Consider the following 15,364-nt stretch of genomic DNA (forward strand, 5'->3'; position numbering starts at 1 on the left):
TGCCGGGCCGCCCCAAACAAGCTCGCACCGAAGTGCGAAGCACGGAGGTACTTAAGTGAACGCAGCCAACAAACCGATCAACCAGAAGGCCTGGTGGCTCGTGCTGCCGGTGCTGATCTGCGTGGCCTTCTCGGCCATCGTGCCGCTCATGACGGTGGTCAACTACTCGGTGCAGGACATCATCTCGCCCGAGCGCCGCGTGTTCGTGGGCACCGAATGGTTCGCAGCGGTGATGCGCGACGACGAGCTGCACCAGGCGCTGTGGCGCCAGCTGGGCTTCTCGCTGTCGGTGCTGCTGGTGGAGATTCCGCTGGGCATCGGCCTGGCGCTGTCGATGCCGGCCAAGGGCTGGAAGTCTTCCGCCGTGCTGGTGGTGGTTGCGCTGTCGCTGCTGATCCCGTGGAACGTGGTGGGCACCATCTGGCAGATTTACGGCCGCGCCGACATCGGCCTGCTGGGCCACGCGCTGCAGAAGCTGGGCATCGACTACAACTACACCGGCAGCGCCACCGACGCGTGGCTCACCGTGCTGGTGATGGACGTGTGGCACTGGACGCCGCTGGTGGCGCTGCTGTGCTACGCGGGCCTGCGCTCCATTCCCGACGCCTACTACCAGGCCGCGCGCATCGACGGCGCGAGCAAGTTCGCGGTGTTCCGCTACATCCAGCTGCCCAAGATGCGCGGCGTGCTCATGATCGCTGTGCTGCTGCGCTTCATGGACAGCTTCATGATCTACACCGAGCCCTTCGTCTTGACGGGCGGCGGGCCGGGCAACGCCACCACCTTCCTGAGCCAGTACCTCACGCAGAAGGCCGTGGGCCAGTTCGACCTGGGTCCGGCGGCGGCGTTCTCGCTGATCTATTTCCTCATCATCCTGTTGCTGTGCTTCGTGCTCTACAACTGGATGCAGCGGGTCGGCACGCAGGAAGCGGAGGTGGAGAAATGAACGAGAAGAGATTTCACAAGCGCAGCATCTTCCTGGTGCTGTACATCCTGTTCGCGCTGTTGCCCATCTACTGGATGATCAACATGAGCTTCAAGACGAACGAGGAGATCCTGTCGAGCTTCTCGTTCTTCCCGCAGCAGCTCACCTGGGCGAACTACGCGCGCATCTTCACCGACGAGTCGTGGTACTCGGGCTACATCAACAGCCTGATCTACGTGGCGATCAACACGGTGATCTCGCTCACCGTGGCGCTGCCGGCGGCCTACGCCTTCTCGCGCTATTCGTTCCTGGGCGACAAGCACGTCTTCTTCTGGCTGCTGACCAACCGCATGACGCCGCCCGCGGTGTTCCTGCTGCCGTTCTTCCAGCTCTACAGCACGGTCGGCCTGATGGACACGCACCTGGGCGTGGCGCTCGCGCACCTGTTGTTCAACGTGCCGCTGGCGGTGTGGATCCTGGAAGGCTTCATGAGCGGCATCCCGCGCGAGATCGACGAAACGGCCTACATCGACGGCTACTCCTTCCCGCGCTTCTTCCTCACGATCTTCCTGCCGCTCATCAAGGCCGGCGTGGGCGTGGCGGCGTTCTTCTGCTTCATGTTCAGCTGGGTCGAGCTGCTGCTGGCGCGCACGCTCACCAGCGTGAACGCCAAGCCCATCGTGGCGACCATGACGCGCACCGTGAGCGCGTCGGGCATGGACTGGGCGACGCTGGCCGCGGCCGGCGTGCTCACCATCGTGCCGGGCGCCATCGTGATCTGGTTCGTGCGTCACTACATCGCGAAGGGTTTCGCGATGGGTCGTGTTTGAGGAGGCACGGAAATGTTCGATTGGATGGTCTGGACCACTCCGGTGGCCGTGTTCTTCGTCTGCATCGCGCTGATGCTGGTCGGCATGACGATCTGGGAATTCAAGTCGCCCACCACGCTGCGGCGCGGCTGGCTGCCGATGGCCACCACGCGCGGCGACAGGCTCTTCATCGGGCTGCTGTCGGCGGCCTACGTGAACCTGGTCTTCGTGGGCCTGGCGGGCAAGTTCCAGGAGTGGTTCAGCCTCGAGGCCGAGCCCTCTGTGTGGATCAGCTTCGTGCTGTCGATGGGCCTGCTGGCGCTCATCATGCGCAAGGGCTGAGGGGCGCCGTTCCGCTTCTTTCCTGATTCCAAAAGCGTTCCGGCTCTCCGCCTCCCCGGAGCCGTGATCGGACACAACACCGGGGAAGCAACAACCGAGGAGACAGTTCCATGAAGATGCGCTACACGGCATTGGCACTTGCGGCGGCGATGTTCGCCGCGCATGGTGCGGCAACGGCCGGCGAGGCCGAAGCCAAGAAGTGGATCGACAGCGAGTTCCAGCCATCGACCTTGTCCAAGGACAAGCAGATGGACGAGATGAAGTGGTTCATCGAGGCAGCCAAGAAACTGCAGGCCAAGGGCGTGAAGGAGATTTCCGTCGTCTCCGAGACCCTGACCACCCACGAGTACGAATCGAAGACGCTGGCCAAGGCCTTCGAGGAAATCACCGGCATCAAGGTCAAGCACGACCTGATCCAGGAAGGCGACGTCGTCGAGAAGCTGCAGACCTCGATGCAGTCGGGCAAGTCGATCTACGACGGCTGGGTGTCCGACTCCGACCTGATCGGCACGCACTACCGCTACGGCAAGATCATGTCGCTGACCGAGTACATGGGCGGCGCCGGCAAGGAGTTCACCAACCCCGGCCTCGACCTGAAGGACTTCATCGGCACCAGCTTCACCACCGCGCCTGACGGCCAGCTCTACCAGCTGCCCGACCAGCAGTTCGCCAACCTGTACTGGTTCCGCGCCGACCTGTTCGCGCGCAAGGACCTGCAGGACAAGTTCAAGGCCAAGTACGGCTACGACCTGGGCGTGCCGCTGAACTGGAGCGCCTACGAAGATATCGCCGAGTTCTTCAGCACCGACGTGAAGACCATCGACGGCAAGCCGATCTACGGCCACATGGACTACGGCAAGAAAGACCCGTCGCTGGGCTGGCGCTTCACCGACGCATGGCTGTCGATGGCCGGCGCGGCCGACAAGGGCATTCCCAACGGCATGCCGATCGATGAGTGGGGCATCCGCGTCGCGGCCGACAAGTGCACGCCCACCGGCGCATCGGTCGCCCGCGGCGGCGCGACCAACTCGCCGGCCGCCGTCTACGCGCTGACCAAGTACATCGACTGGATGAAGAAGTACGCGCCCAAGGAAGCCATGGGCATGACCTTCGGCGAATCCGGCCCGGTGCCCGCGCAGGGCCAGATCGCCCAGCAGATCTTCTGGTACACCGCCTTCACCGCCGACATGACCAAGAAGGGCCTGCCCGTGGTGAACGACGACGGCTCGCCCAAGTGGCGCATGGCCCCCGGCCCGAACGGCCCGTACTGGAAGCAGGGCATGCAGAACGGCTACCAGGACGTGGGCTCGTGGACCTTCTTCAAGGGCCACGACGCCAACAAGACGGCCGCCGCATGGCTCTACGCGCAGTTCATCACCGCCAAGACCACCTCGCTGAAGAAGTCGATCACCGGCCTGACCTTCATCCGCGACAGCGACATCCGCTCTGACTACTTCACCCAGAACGCCAACAAGTACGGCGGCCTGATCGAGTTCTACCGCAGCCCCGCGCGCGTGGCCTGGACCCCGACCGGCACCAACGTGCCCGACTACCCCAAGCTGGCCCAGCTGTGGTGGAAGAACGTGGCAGAGGCCGTGACGGGCGAGAAGACGCCGCAGAAGGCCATGGACAACCTGGCCGACGAGATGGACAACGTGATGGCCCGCCTGGAACGCGCCGGCATGGCCAAGTGCGCGCCCAAGCTCAATCCGAAGGGCGACCCGGCCAAGTACCTGAGCGACGACCGCGCGCCGTGGAAGAAGCTGGCCAACGAGAAGCCCAAGGGCGAGACCATCGACTACAACAAGCTGCTGAGCGCCTGGAAGGAAGGCAAGGTGCGCTGAGCGCCCGGCGACTTCCTCATCCGGCAGCAACAGCCGGCAGACAGGGCCGTGCCGCGAGGCGCGGCCCTTTTTTTGCTCGTTTTTTCGCATTGCCGTCCGTTCGAGCGCAATTTGACCGCTTCGAGCGTCTGATTGCCGCGACGCCATGACCATTGGCAGATGCGTTTGCAGGGCGGTTCGCTTACATTCGACGGCCCCCGAAATGCCCTAGCCAGTGAATTCCAGTCTTTCCAGCCCTTCCCACGCGCCTTCGAGCGTCAAGCGCGTCCTGGTCCTGCGCTATTCGCAGTCCGGCCAGCTCGACGAGGTCGCCGACAGGATCGTCGCGCCGCTGAAGGCGGACCCGACCATCCAGGTGCACGAGGAAGTGCTGCGGCCGCTGAAGCCGTATCCCTTTCCCTGGCCCTTCCTGACCTTCTTCGACGCCTTTCCCGAGTCGGCCCACATGAAGCCGCAGCCGCTGGCGCCGCTCTCGCTCACGGGCGACGAAGACTTCGACCTCGTCGTGCTGCCCTACCAGGTGTGGTTCCTGGCGCCTTCGCAGCCGGTGGCGGCCTTCCTCAAGCATCCGGTGGCGGCGCGGCTGCTCAAGGGCAAGCCGGTGGTCACCGTCATCGCCTGCCGCAACATGTGGCTGCTGGCGCAGGAAAAGCTCAAGGGCATGCTCGACGACGTGGGCGCGCGGCTGATCGACAACGTGGTGCTCACCGACCCCGGCCCCACGCTCGCCACCTTCTTCACCACCCCTGCCTGGCTGATCTGGGGCCGCAAGCGCGGCTTCTGGGGCATGCCCGATGCCGGGCTCAGTACCGAGCAGATCGCGGGTACGGCCCGTTTCGGCCGCGCCCTGCGCGACGCGCTTCACCAGGACCTGGAGCGCGGCACGCAGCCGCTGCTTTCCGGCCTCGGCGCGGTGCAGGCCAATGCCAGGCTGCTCATCAGCGAGAAGGCCGGCACCCGCAGCTTCTATCTCTGGGGCAAGCTCATCATGGCTGCGGGCGGGCCCGGCGCTTGGCAGCGCAAGCCGCTGCTGCTGCTGTACGTGCTGTTCCTGCTGGTACTGATCATCACGGTAGTGCCCGTGAGCCTGAGCCTGCAGGCGCTTCTGCGACCTCTGTTCAGGGGGTGGCTGACTAGAATGACGGCCAAATTCGAGTGCCCGTCGGGCTCAGCCACGGACCGCACCCCTCTCTATGACGACTGATGTCTTCCTGACCCGTACTGCCGCTTTCCTGCCCTTTTCTCCGGTCAGCAATGAAGACATCGAAGACGTCCTCGGTCGCATCGGCGGCAAGGCCTCCCGTGCGCGGCGGCTGATCCTTCGCAGCAACGGCATCCAGTCGCGCCACTACGCCATCGACCGCGCCACCGGCAAGCTGGCGATGACCAACGCGCAGCTCACGGCCAGCGCCATCCGCGCGCTGGGCGACGTGGGGCAGGTCGACTGCCTCGTCACCGGCACCTCGCTGCCCGACCAGCTCATGCCCAACCACGCGGTGATGGTGCACGGCGAGCTCGGCTGGCCGCGGCTCGAAGTGGTGGCTTGCGCCGGCATTTGCCTGGCAGGGGCTGCGGCGCTGAAGCACGCGTGGCTCTCGGTGCGCGCAGGCGACGCGCGGCGCGCGGTGGCCACCGGCTCCGAGCTGGCATCGGCCGTGATGCGCGGCTCGCGCTTCGAGGCCGAGTTGGAGCACAAGGTCGAGGCGCTGGAGGCACGGCCGGAACTTGCCTTCGAGAAGGACTTCCTGCGCTGGATGCTCTCCGATGGCGCCGGTGCCGTGCTGCTGGAGAACGCGCCGCGCGGGCCGCTGTCGCTGCGCATCGACTGGATCGACCTGTCCTCGGCCGCGCACGAGCTGCCGGCCTGCATGTACGCTGGCGCCGAGAAGAACGCCGAGGGCGGCCTCGATGGCTGGGCGCGCAAGTCGCCCGACGAGTGGCGCAGCGAATCCACCTTCGCCGTGAAGCAGGACGTGCGCCTGCTCAACGAGAACATCGTGCGCGCCACGTTGGCCGAGCCGCTTGCGGAAGTCATCGAGCGGCGCGGGCTGAAGCCGGCGGACGTCGACTGGTTCCTGCCGCATCTCTCATCGCAATACTTCGTGGAGCCGGTGAGCCGGGCCCTCGAGGAACTGGGCTTTCCGATTCCGCGCGAGCGCTGGTTCAGCAATCTCGCGACCAAGGGCAACACGGGTTCGGCCTCGCCTTACATCATGCTCGACGAGCTGTTCCGATCGGGGCGCATCGAGCCCGGCCAGAAGCTGCTGATGTTCGTGCCCGAGAGCGGCCGCTTCTCGAGCGGCTTCATCCACATGGAGGCTGTGTAGCCATGGATCTGGATGCAGTACCGCAGGAGGGCAACGCGACCCTCGACGGTCATTCGAAGCTGATGTACGCCCGTGACGCGCAGGGCCGTGTGGTCACCACCACCTCGCGCGGCTGGGAGGCGGAAGAGATCGTCACCAGCCACGCGGTCGACGTGCTGGTCGAGCAGGCCCGTGAAGCCAGGGAACGCGTGAAGGCGGGGCTGGCCTCGCCGCTCGAATACTGGATGTACGAGCGCCGCATGGACGTGGCGCTGCTTTCGCAGACCAGCGGCTTCTGGCAGTGGCGCGTGCGCCGCCACCTGCAGCCGCGCCACTTCGCCGCGCTTTCGCCGGCGCAGCTCGCTCGCTATGGCGAGGCGCTGGGCCTGCCCGTTTCCACCTTGCAGGGGCTGCCGTGAACTTCCAGCATCAACAGGCGGCGCATTGCGAAAGCGGCGTCATCTCCAGCCTCATGCGCCACCACGGCGCGCCGATGAGCGAGAGCATGGCGCTGGGGCTGTCGTCGGCTCTTTCGTTCGCGTACCTGCCGTTCATCAAGCTGTCGGGCCTGCCGCTCATTTCGTACCGCATGCCACCCAAGGCCATCATCAAGGGCCTGCTGGCGCCGATGGCCGCGCGCTTCCGCTTCGAGACCTTCGGCAGCGCCGAGGCCGGGCAGAAGCGGCTCGACGCACTGCTGGCCGAGGGCAAGCTCGTGGGCCTGCAGACCTCGGTGTACTGGCTGCCGTACTTTCCGCCGAACATGCGCTTCCACTTCAACGCGCACAACCTGCTGGTGTACGGCAAGGACGGCGACGACTACCTCATCAGCGACCCGGTGTTCGAGGAGCCCGTGCGCTGCCCGAGCGGCGACCTTGCGCGCGCCCGCTTCGCCAAGGGCGTGCTGGCGCCCAAGGGCCTCATGTACTACCCGCAGGCCATCGAGCGCAAGGCGGTGGATGCGGCCTCGGTGGTCAAGGCGATCCGCAAGACGGTGCGCACCATGCTCGCGCCCATTCCCATCGTCGGCGTGCGCGGCATGCGCACGCTGGCCGCGCGCATGCAGAAGCTGTCGCCGGCCGATCCGCGCAGCGTCGACTTCATCGGCCACCTAGTGCGCATGCAGGAAGAAATCGGCACGGGCGGGGCGGGCTTCCGCTTCATCTATGCGGGCTTCCTGCAGGAGGCGGCGCAGCTGCTCGACAAGCCGCAGCTGCAGCAGATGTCGGAACGGCTCATCGCCATCGGCGACGGCTGGCGCGCCTTCGCGCTGAAGGCGGCACGCATGGTGAAGGGGCGCGAGGCGGTCGATCCGGCCGCGCTGGCCGCGAAACTGCGCGAGCAGGCCGAGCAAGAGGAAAGCTTCTTCCGCGACCTGAAGGCCGCCGTCGCCTGATGCTGGAGCTGCGCCGGCTCGGCTACCGCTACCCGCACGCCGACGCGCCCGCGTTGGCCGACGTATCGCTCGCCGTGCCCAAAGGCAGCGTGCTGGGTCTGCTGGGGCCGAACGGCGCGGGCAAGACCACGCTGATCTCGCACCTGTCCGGTGCGCTGGCCGTGCAGTCGGGCGAGATCCGCATCGACGGCCAGCCGCTGAAGGAAGTGCGGGCCAAGGCGCCCACGCGCATCGCGGTCGCGCCGCAGGAGCACGCGTTCTATCCGATGCTGACCGTGGCCGAGAACCTGGCCGTATTCGCGGCGGCCGGCGGCCTTTCGGGCGAACGTAAGAAGCAGCGCATCGAGGCCTGCACGCAGTTCGCGCAGCTGGAGCAGTTCGCTGCCGTGCGGGCCGAGCGGCTTTCGGGCGGCCTCAAGCGCCGGCTCAACCTGGCCATCGCACTGCTGCCCGAGCCCGAGCTGATGCTGTTCGACGAGCCCACGGTGGGCGTCGATCCGCAATCGCGCGCCTTCATCCTCGACGCCATCAAGAGCCTCGCGCAGCAGGGCGCGGCGGTGATCTACGCCTCGCACTACATGGAGGAGATCGAGGCGATCGCCGACCGCGTGGCGATCCTCGACCGCGGCCATGTGCTGCGCGAAGGTTCGCTCGATGAGCTTCTGTCGAAGAGCGCGATGCTGCTCACGCTGGCGACCGACGGGCTCGATGCCGGCATGCTCTCGCGCTTCGGCACGGTGGAGCAGGGGGGCGTGCACTGGCGCATCCACCTGAACCCCGGCAGCGGCCCGGCACCGGTGCTGGCCGCGCTGGAAGCCGAGGGCATCGAGGTGCGCCACGCCGAGTTCGGCCGCCATGACCTGGAGCAGCTCTTCATGGCGCTCACCCACCGCTCGCTGCGCGACTGAACGGACGCCCATGCTCCTCGCGCTCATCAAGAAAGAGCTGATAGCCCTCACGCGCGACATGCACGGCCTGGCCGCGCTGTTCCTGATGCCGATGGTCTTCATCGTGCTGATGTCGCTCACGCTGAAGGACATCTACCGCCCGCCGCTGGCCGAGCTGAGCTACGCGATCGACATGCGCGACACCGCGACGCCCGCGCAATGGCTCAAGCAGCTCTGGCAGCGCGGCCACGGCGCGCCGCAGCCGCTGGGCACCGACTGGCAGGAGCGGCTGCGCAACGGCTCGCTGAAGTACGTGATCGTGATGGAGCCCGGGCTTTCCGAAGAGCTTGAGTCGGCCGCGCTCTCGACCGAGGCGCGCATCCGGCTGCTGACCGAGCCGGGCATCGACGCCAACCTTTTCAATGCGCTGCGCGCCGAGCTCATCGGCGCGTCGGGCGAGCTCAAGGCGCGCCTCGCGCTGGCGGTACCGGGCACGGCGGGGCCGGCGCCGGATGCGTCGATCCAGGCGATGGTGCACGCCGAACGTTTCTCCACCGCCGGGCCTCGACCCACCTCGGTGCAGCAGAACGTGCCGGCCTGGCTGGTGTTCGGCATGTTCTTCGTGGTGGCCTCGCTCTCCAGCCTGTTCGTGCAGGAGCGCAGCTCGGGCGCGCTCGGCCGGCTGCAGAGCCTGGGCGTGTCGCGCGGCATGCTGCTGGCGTCGAAGGCGCTGCCGTACCTGGGCGTGAACGCGCTGCAGGCGGTGCTGATGCTGGCGGCGGGCATCTGGTTCATGCCGCTGATCGGCGGCGATGCGCTGTCGCTCGCGGGCATTCACTGGGGCGCCTTGCTGCTGTCGCTGGCCGCGGTGAGCATGGCGGCCGTGAGCCTGTCGCTGGCGCTGGCCTGCGTGGTGCGAAGCCATGCACAGGCCGCGACCCTGGGGCCGATGGTCAATGTGCTGATGGCGGCGGCAGGCGGCATCATGGTGCCCAAGTTCGTCATGCCGGGCTTCATGCAGCGGCTGGTCGAGGTTTCTCCGATGAACTGGGGGCTTGAGGCCTTGCTCACCGTGCTGCTGCGCGGCGGCGGCGTGGCCGACACCCTGCCGCAGGTCGGCCGGCTGGTCGCGTTCGCGGCGCTGATGTTCGTCGTGGCCGTTCTTCTTTTCCGCAGGCGCGCATCGTGAGCATCACCGTCACCCCCGAATTCATCGCCAGCCTCAAGGCCATGGTGCTCGAAGCCGTAGAGAAGGGCGAGCCGCCCGGCGGCCTGGGCGACGACGAGCCTCTGTTCGGCCCCGAGGCCCGGCTCGACCTCGACTCGCTCGATGCCCTGCAAGTGTCGATGACGATCCAGCAGCGCTTCGGCGTGCGCATGCCCGACAGCAAGGAAACGCGCCGGGCGCTGACCTCCATCGCCCACCTCGCGGAGCACCTTTCGCAAGCTGGTCAAGCTGGTCAAGCTGGCAAGGCATGAACCCTGTCCACCTCGCCGGCACCGGCCTGGCCTGCGTGCTGGGCGAGGACATGCCGTCCGCGCTCGCGTCGCTGCGCCGCGGCGGCGTGCCGCCCGTGACGGTGGACGTGGCTGGAGGCTTCCGCTGGCCGGTCCACGCGCTGGCGCCGAAGGAGGGCGACTGGACGCAGCGCCTGCGCGACACCGTGCGCGGCGTGGCGGCGCAGACGGGCGACTGGGGCGCGCGAATCGCGCCGCTCTTCGTCGCTTCCTCCTCGCTCGACATCGGTTTCATGGAGCACGAGAAGCAGGACCTGCGCCTCGGCGGCGACCTGCAGGACTTCGCCAGCGTCGTGGCCGGCGCGATCGACTGGCGAGGGCCCGTATTCACCGTGTCCTCGGCCTGCACCTCGTCCCTGAACGCCGTGCTGGCGGCCTGCGACCTGATCCGTGCCGGCGATGCCGATCAAGCCCTGGTGATCGGCGCCGAGATGTGCAACCGCTTCACGGTGGCTGGCTTCGGTGCAATGCAGCTGCTGTCGCCCGACAGCGCCCGGCCCTTCGGCGAAGGGCGCAACGGGCTGGTGCTTGGCGAGGCGGTGGCCGCGCTGCGGCTGTCGTCGCGGCCTTCGCGCTGGCAGGTCGCGGGCGGCGCCAACGTGGTCGACGGCCGCAATCCCTCTGGCACCGAGGCCACGGCCGTGCACGCGATGTGCCGCAACGCGCTGGCGCAGGGCGGCCTGCGGCCGGGCGACATCGACCTCGTCAAGGTGCAGGCCGCCGGCAGCCCGGTGAACGACGCCATCGAGGCGGAGGCGCTGAAGCAGGTGTTCGATCCGATGCCGCCGCTGGTGTCGCTCAAGTCGATGCTGGGCCATACGCTCGGCGCGTCGGGAGCGGCGGAGCTGGCCTTGCTGCTCGGCTGCATCGAAGGCGGCGCGTGGCCTGCGGTGGGCTACCCGCTCGATGCCTCGCTTGGCATCGCGCTGTGCGAGGAGGCGCCGCGAAGGCTGCGCAACATCCTGCTGAACTTCGCGGGCTTCGGCGGCGGGCATGCTTCGCTGGTGTTGAAGGACACGGGCCCATGACCGCCTGGTGCACGGTGGCCCACTTCGTCGCGCACCCGCCGCCCGAGGGGTGGCGCGACGATCTGGCGAGTCGCATAGGCCGCCGGCCGCGTCGCGTGGGCGTGTGGACCGAGCTGGCGATGTACGGCGCGCGCTGCTGCCTCGACGCCGCCGGCGAAGCCGCGCTGCCGGCCGCTGCGCGCATCCGCGTCTCCAGCCAGCGCGGCGCGTGGGGCGCCACGCACGCGGGGCTGGCCCAGCTCGATGCCGGGCTGCCGATGCCCTTCACCTTCATGCAGAGCCAGCCGGCGCTGATGCTGGCGGAGGTCGGCCGCTGCCTGGATTGGCAGGGCGACGCCAGCTTCGCGCTGTGCCGCGAACCGGAGCGCGTGCTGCAGCTCGCGAAGCTCGGCGCTTCGCGCGAGGGGCTGCTGTTCGGCATCGTGGAGGAAGAGCGCGACGCAAAGCCTGCGCGCTCGGAGTGGTGGCGGCTGGTGCCGGCCTGAAGCCTCAGCCCGAGATGGAGCGCTGCAGGTTCGCGCGCGCCCGCGCCTCCAGCTGCGCATGCATGCGCGGCGTGGCGTAGATCGCTTCGCGATCCAGGAAGCGCTGCAGGATCGCGCGCCGGCGTGGCAGGCGCACCTCGTCGGGAACGAAGGCGTATTCGGCCTGCACCTGCCGCTCGTATTCGTCGAAGCGCTCGCGCTCGGCGCCGAGGATCGACAGGTCGATGTCGATCAGCAGTTCGGCATCGCGGCCCTGGGGCACGGCGTCGTGGCGCGTGGCCATGACGAGTGCGTGGACCCGATCCGCCGCTGCGGCATCGACACCCGCTTCGAGCAGCGACTGGCGTGCCCAGTCCGCGCTGCGAGCCTCGTTGTCGTGCGCATGCACGTCGTAGATCGCATCGTGGAACCACAGCGCGAGCGCGACTTCACCCGGGCGTTCGGCCAGCGCTTTCTCTCGCTCGAACCACGCAAGGCATTCGCCCAGGTGCTGCATCGTGTGGTAGTGCCGCTGCGGCTCGGCGTAGCGGCGCTGGAGTTCGTCGCACAGCGCGTTGCCGGGCGAGGCGACGCCCAGCGCGCCCCACGCGCCGTTCCAGTTCGCCAGCAGCGCCGCGGGTGTCACTTGGCCGCCTGTTGCTGCTGTTCCATCGCCGCCTTGACCTCCTGCCCCAGGTCGAGCACGGACATGGCGTAGTAGCTGCTCCAGTTGTAGCGGGTGATCACGTAGAAGTTGCGCGTGCCGGCCACGTAGGTCGGCGGCATGTCCAGGCCGTTCTGCAGCTCGACCAGCGCGAACAGGCCCTTGTGGTTGATGCCGTCGCCCTCGGGCACCGCGCCGGCGGCCACGAAGCTGTCTGCGCTGAAGGTCGGCAGGATGTCGGGCGCCAGCAGCATCGCCTTCTGCAGCCGCGCCTCCTCGAAGTGCACGGGATAGATGGCCGGAACGCCCGGCTGCCAGCCGAAGGACTTGAAGTAGTTGGCGACCGATCCGATCACGTCGGCCGGGTTGTTGACGAGGTCGATGCGGCTGTCGCCGTCGAAGTCGACCGCGTACTTGGCGATGCTGCTGGGCATGAACTGCGGCATGCCCATGGCGCCGGCATAGCTGCCCAGCGGCACGAGCGGGTCTTCGGCGGTGCGGCTCTCGGTGCTCAGGAAGCTTTCGAGCTCGCCGCGAAAGAAGGCGCGGCGGTCGGCCGCGCGCGGATGCGCATCGGGAAAGTCGAAGGAGAGCGTGGCCAGCGCGTCGATCACGCGGAAGTTGCCCATATTGCGGCCGTAGATGGTTTCCACGCCGATGATGCCGACGATGATTTCCGGCGGCACGCCGTACACCTGCTCGGCGCGTGCCAGCGTGTCGGCGTTGGCGCGCCAGAAGCGCACACCGGCGGCAATGCGCACCGGGTCGATGAAGCGGCCGCGGTAGGTCTGCCAGTTCTTCACCGTGCCCACCGGTCCCGGCAGCATCAGCCGCGGCACGTTGGGCAGGAAGCGCGCGCTGCCGATGGTGGCGCGCACCCATTCGCGGTCGAGGCCGCGGCGCTCGGCGACGTCGTCGGCGAACTGCATCGCGTCGTCGCGCGTGGCGTAGGACGTGCTGCCGCGAACCGGGCTGGCCGCGGCGCTGCGGCCGTTGGGAGACTTCTGGGCCAGGGCCCCCGTGGACCATGCGAGGCTGCAGGCGGCGAGGAGGGCTGCAGCCGCCGTGGCGGTGCGCGAAGGCTTGGGAAGAAGGAATCGCATGGGCCGATTGTGCCGTCCGCCCGCGCGGCCCCTCTTCAGCGACACATGTGGTTTCAGCCCCTTGCCCGATCGGCACCGGGCCACGCCAGGCGGCGGAACTCCGCGCGCAGGGTGGAAAGCGAATCCGGCGTGGCCGGCGCATAGCGCTGCGCCTCGAGCTTGAGCAGCCAGTCGCGCACCGATTGCGCGGCCGGGCCGAAGCGCGCGTCGGCGGCCTGCGCCATCTGGCGGGGCGGCGCGGTGTCGGGCAGCTTCAGGCCGGCCTTGGCCAGCCGTGCGCGGGCCTGGCCCAGCAGGCGCAGCCACGGGTCGTGCCGGCTGCGCTCCCACAGCGTCCATCCGGCACCGGCCAGGCTCGCGGCCACCAGCAGGTAGAGCAGCACATAGCCCAGGTCTTCCAGGCTGGGGGCATCGAAGCCGATGTTCTTCAGCAGGTTGAGCTGCCGACTCTGCGTGTAGTTGAGCACCCACTGGTTCCAGCCGTTGTTCACCGCCTCCCACACGGCGCGCAGGTTCTGCGCGAGGGTGGGGCTCATCGAGCCGATGGCGCCGGCGAGCAGTCCGGGCTGCGGGGTCAGGCGCTGGAACTGGCCGATGCGCCCCGGCGCGACGGAGCCGGTGGGGTCCACACGCATCCAGCCGGTGCCTTCCTGCCAGACCTCGGCCCAGGCGTGGGCATCGCTCTGGCGCACGATCCAGTAGTTGTCGACGCTGTTGAGCTCGCCGCCCTGGTAGCCGGTGACGATGCGCGACGGAACGCCCAGGTTGCGCATCAGCACCACGAAGGCCGAGGCGATGTGCTCGCAGAAGCCTTCCTTGCGGTCGAACCAGAACTCGTCGGCGGTGTCGTTGCCGTAGACGCCCGGCTCCAGCGTGTAGGTGTAGCCGCCGGTGCGCAGGCGGCGCAGGGCGGCCTGCACGAAGGCCTGCGTGTCGGCCTGGGCCAGCGCGGGGTCGGCGCGCATCTCGGCGGCGAGCGCGGCGGTGCGCGGGTTGGTGCCCGGCGGCAGCGCGAGGTAGGCCTGCAGCTGGCCGCCGGTGCGCCTGAGCGGGCCGCTCTGGAACTGCGTGTAGCTTTCGGCGCTGTAGCGCACCAAGTCGTTGATGGGGCGGCTGGCGAACCACTGCAGGTCGGGCGTGCCACTGACCTCGAAGCCCGGCACCTCCGGCGGCCTCTGCGCGACGTCGAGCGTCAGCAGCCAGGGGCGGTTGCTGGCTTCGAGCGTGACTTCGTAGCGCACAGGCGAGCCGCTCACGCGCAGGTTGGACGCCCACTGCGAGCCGCGTGCCCACGATGGCAGCGCGGTCCACTCGCGGCCGTCGAACTGCGCCAGCACCGGTCCGCGGAAGTACATCTGGCTCTGTGTCGGCGTGCGGCCTTCCTCGAACTTGATGCGCGCCGCGATGCGGTCGTCGAGTGCCAGTTCGGCGATGGTGCCCACGCGCATGGTGTTCGACAGGCCGCTGCGCCCCACCATCGCATCGCTGGGCGTGCCCCACAGCGGCGCGAAGCGCGGGAACAGCAGGAACAGGGCGAGCATGATCGGCGCGCCCGCCAGCGCCATCCAACCCGCGGTGCGCGCGGCCTGCATCAGCGGCGGCCGGCCCACCGGCATGTGCGCGTTGACCAGCGCCGTCAGCAGGCCCAGCAGCGCCAGCAGCATGGTGAAGGCCGTCAGCAGCGACTGCGAGTAGAAGAAGTTCGTGAGCATCGCGAAGAAGCCCAGGAAGAAGATGACGAAGGCGTCGCGACGCGCGCGCAGCTCCAGCGTCTTGAGCGCGAGCAGGCTCACGATCAGCGTGACGCCTGCGTCGCGGCCCAGCAGCGTGCGGTGGGTGGCGTAGGTGGCGGCCAGGATCAGCGCCAGCAGGCCGAGGCGCCACCAGCGGCTCGGAAGCGGCCGCGCCTGCACGGCCAGCGAGGCGCGCCACAGCAGCACCATCGCGGTGAGGGACGAGCACCACCACGGCAGGTTCTCGATCTGCGGCAGCAGGATCAGGCCGATCACGCAGAGAAGGAAAAGCGTGTCCCGCGCGTCGCGGGGCAGGGCGGCGAGTTCGCGCATCACTCGGTTCAT

At 68.3% G+C, this 15,364-nt stretch carries 16 protein-coding genes; 13 read left to right on the top strand and 3 right to left on the bottom strand.

All coding sequences use genetic code 11. The annotated features are described in order from the left end of the window. The first annotated feature begins 55 nt into the window (after positions 1–55). The 13 genes from FHT32_RS30175 to FHT32_RS30235 all read left to right on the top strand — a co-directional run bounded on the left by FHT32_RS30175 (position 56) and on the right by FHT32_RS30235 (position 11,540). Positions 56–946 (top strand): carbohydrate ABC transporter permease, encoded by an 891-nt coding sequence (locus FHT32_RS30175; RefSeq protein ID WP_176668230.1) that lies wholly within the window; start codon positions 56–58, stop codon positions 944–946. Then, complete coding sequence (locus tag FHT32_RS30180) at positions 943–1,755, top strand: carbohydrate ABC transporter permease (protein WP_019656045.1); 813 nt, start codon at positions 943–945, stop codon at positions 1,753–1,755. Before FHT32_RS30175 ends, FHT32_RS30180 begins: the two co-directional genes overlap by 4 nt. Before the next feature lie 12 nt (positions 1,756–1,767). Next, a complete protein-coding gene (locus tag FHT32_RS30185) occupies positions 1,768–2,076 on the top strand; it encodes a DUF2160 domain-containing protein (protein ID WP_176668231.1) in 309 nt (102 codons plus the stop codon). A 110-nt stretch (positions 2,077–2,186) separates the two neighbouring features. Further along, the gene (locus tag FHT32_RS30190) at positions 2,187–3,920 is read left to right on the top strand and encodes an ABC transporter substrate-binding protein (RefSeq protein ID WP_176668232.1); all 1,734 of its coding nucleotides are present in this window, start codon (positions 2,187–2,189) and stop codon (positions 3,918–3,920) included. A 214-nt stretch (positions 3,921–4,134) separates the two neighbouring features. Continuing rightward, positions 4,135–5,124, top strand: coding sequence for a dialkylrecorsinol condensing enzyme (locus FHT32_RS30195; RefSeq protein WP_176668233.1), 990 nt, complete (start codon positions 4,135–4,137; stop codon positions 5,122–5,124). Then, positions 5,114–6,247 (top strand): beta-ketoacyl-ACP synthase III, encoded by a 1,134-nt coding sequence (locus tag FHT32_RS30200; protein ID WP_176668234.1) that lies wholly within the window; start codon positions 5,114–5,116, stop codon positions 6,245–6,247. Before FHT32_RS30195 ends, FHT32_RS30200 begins: the two co-directional genes overlap by 11 nt. 2 nt (positions 6,248–6,249) lie before the next feature. After that, on the top strand, positions 6,250–6,645 hold the full coding sequence (locus FHT32_RS30205) for a hypothetical protein (RefSeq protein WP_176668235.1): 396 nt from the start codon (positions 6,250–6,252) through the stop codon (positions 6,643–6,645). Beyond that, positions 6,642–7,622 carry a BtrH N-terminal domain-containing protein gene (locus tag FHT32_RS30210; protein ID WP_176668236.1) on the top strand — a complete coding sequence of 327 codons (981 nt, stop codon included), beginning with the start codon at positions 6,642–6,644 and terminating at the stop codon, positions 7,620–7,622. The genes FHT32_RS30205 and FHT32_RS30210 overlap by 4 nt, the downstream gene beginning before the upstream one ends. Then, positions 7,622–8,530 (top strand): ABC transporter ATP-binding protein, encoded by a 909-nt coding sequence (locus FHT32_RS30215; RefSeq protein ID WP_176668237.1) that lies wholly within the window; start codon positions 7,622–7,624, stop codon positions 8,528–8,530. Before FHT32_RS30210 ends, FHT32_RS30215 begins: the two co-directional genes overlap by 1 nt. A gap of 10 nt (positions 8,531–8,540) precedes the next feature. Then, positions 8,541–9,698: an ABC transporter permease gene (locus FHT32_RS30220; protein ID WP_176668238.1), complete on the top strand. Its 1,158-nt coding sequence runs from the start codon at positions 8,541–8,543 to the stop codon at positions 9,696–9,698. After that, positions 9,695–9,988: an acyl carrier protein gene (locus tag FHT32_RS30225; RefSeq protein ID WP_371132288.1), complete on the top strand. Its 294-nt coding sequence runs from the start codon at positions 9,695–9,697 to the stop codon at positions 9,986–9,988. Before FHT32_RS30220 ends, FHT32_RS30225 begins: the two co-directional genes overlap by 4 nt. Continuing rightward, the gene (locus FHT32_RS30230; protein WP_176668239.1) at positions 9,985–11,055 is read left to right on the top strand and encodes a beta-ketoacyl synthase N-terminal-like domain-containing protein; all 1,071 of its coding nucleotides are present in this window, start codon (positions 9,985–9,987) and stop codon (positions 11,053–11,055) included. Before FHT32_RS30225 ends, FHT32_RS30230 begins: the two co-directional genes overlap by 4 nt. Next, on the top strand, positions 11,052–11,540 hold the full coding sequence (locus tag FHT32_RS30235) for a hypothetical protein (RefSeq protein ID WP_176668240.1): 489 nt from the start codon (positions 11,052–11,054) through the stop codon (positions 11,538–11,540). Before FHT32_RS30230 ends, FHT32_RS30235 begins: the two co-directional genes overlap by 4 nt. Before the next feature lie 4 nt (positions 11,541–11,544). Here FHT32_RS30235 and FHT32_RS30240 read toward each other — a convergent pair whose 3' ends face one another. The 3 genes from FHT32_RS30240 to FHT32_RS30250 are packed head-to-tail and all read right to left on the bottom strand — an operon-like array spanning position 11,545 to position 15,364. Further along, entirely contained in the window at positions 11,545–12,165 is a 621-nt protein-coding gene (locus tag FHT32_RS30240) for an N-methyl-D-aspartate receptor NMDAR2C subunit (protein ID WP_176668241.1), read from the bottom strand. After that, positions 12,162–13,286 carry a lytic murein transglycosylase B gene (gene mltB / locus FHT32_RS30245; protein WP_176668242.1) on the bottom strand — a complete coding sequence of 375 codons (1,125 nt, stop codon included), beginning with the start codon at positions 13,284–13,286 and terminating at the stop codon, positions 12,162–12,164. Before mltB ends, FHT32_RS30240 begins: the two co-directional genes overlap by 4 nt. 53 nt (positions 13,287–13,339) lie before the next feature. Then, positions 13,340–15,364, bottom strand: a complete 2,025-nt coding sequence (locus FHT32_RS30250) for a DUF3488 and transglutaminase-like domain-containing protein (RefSeq protein WP_176668243.1) — start codon at positions 15,362–15,364, stop codon at positions 13,340–13,342.

Origin of the sequence: Variovorax sp. SG517 (assembly GCF_013376045.1) — a bacterium.
Classification (GTDB): Bacteria; Pseudomonadota; Gammaproteobacteria; order Burkholderiales; family Burkholderiaceae_C; genus Variovorax.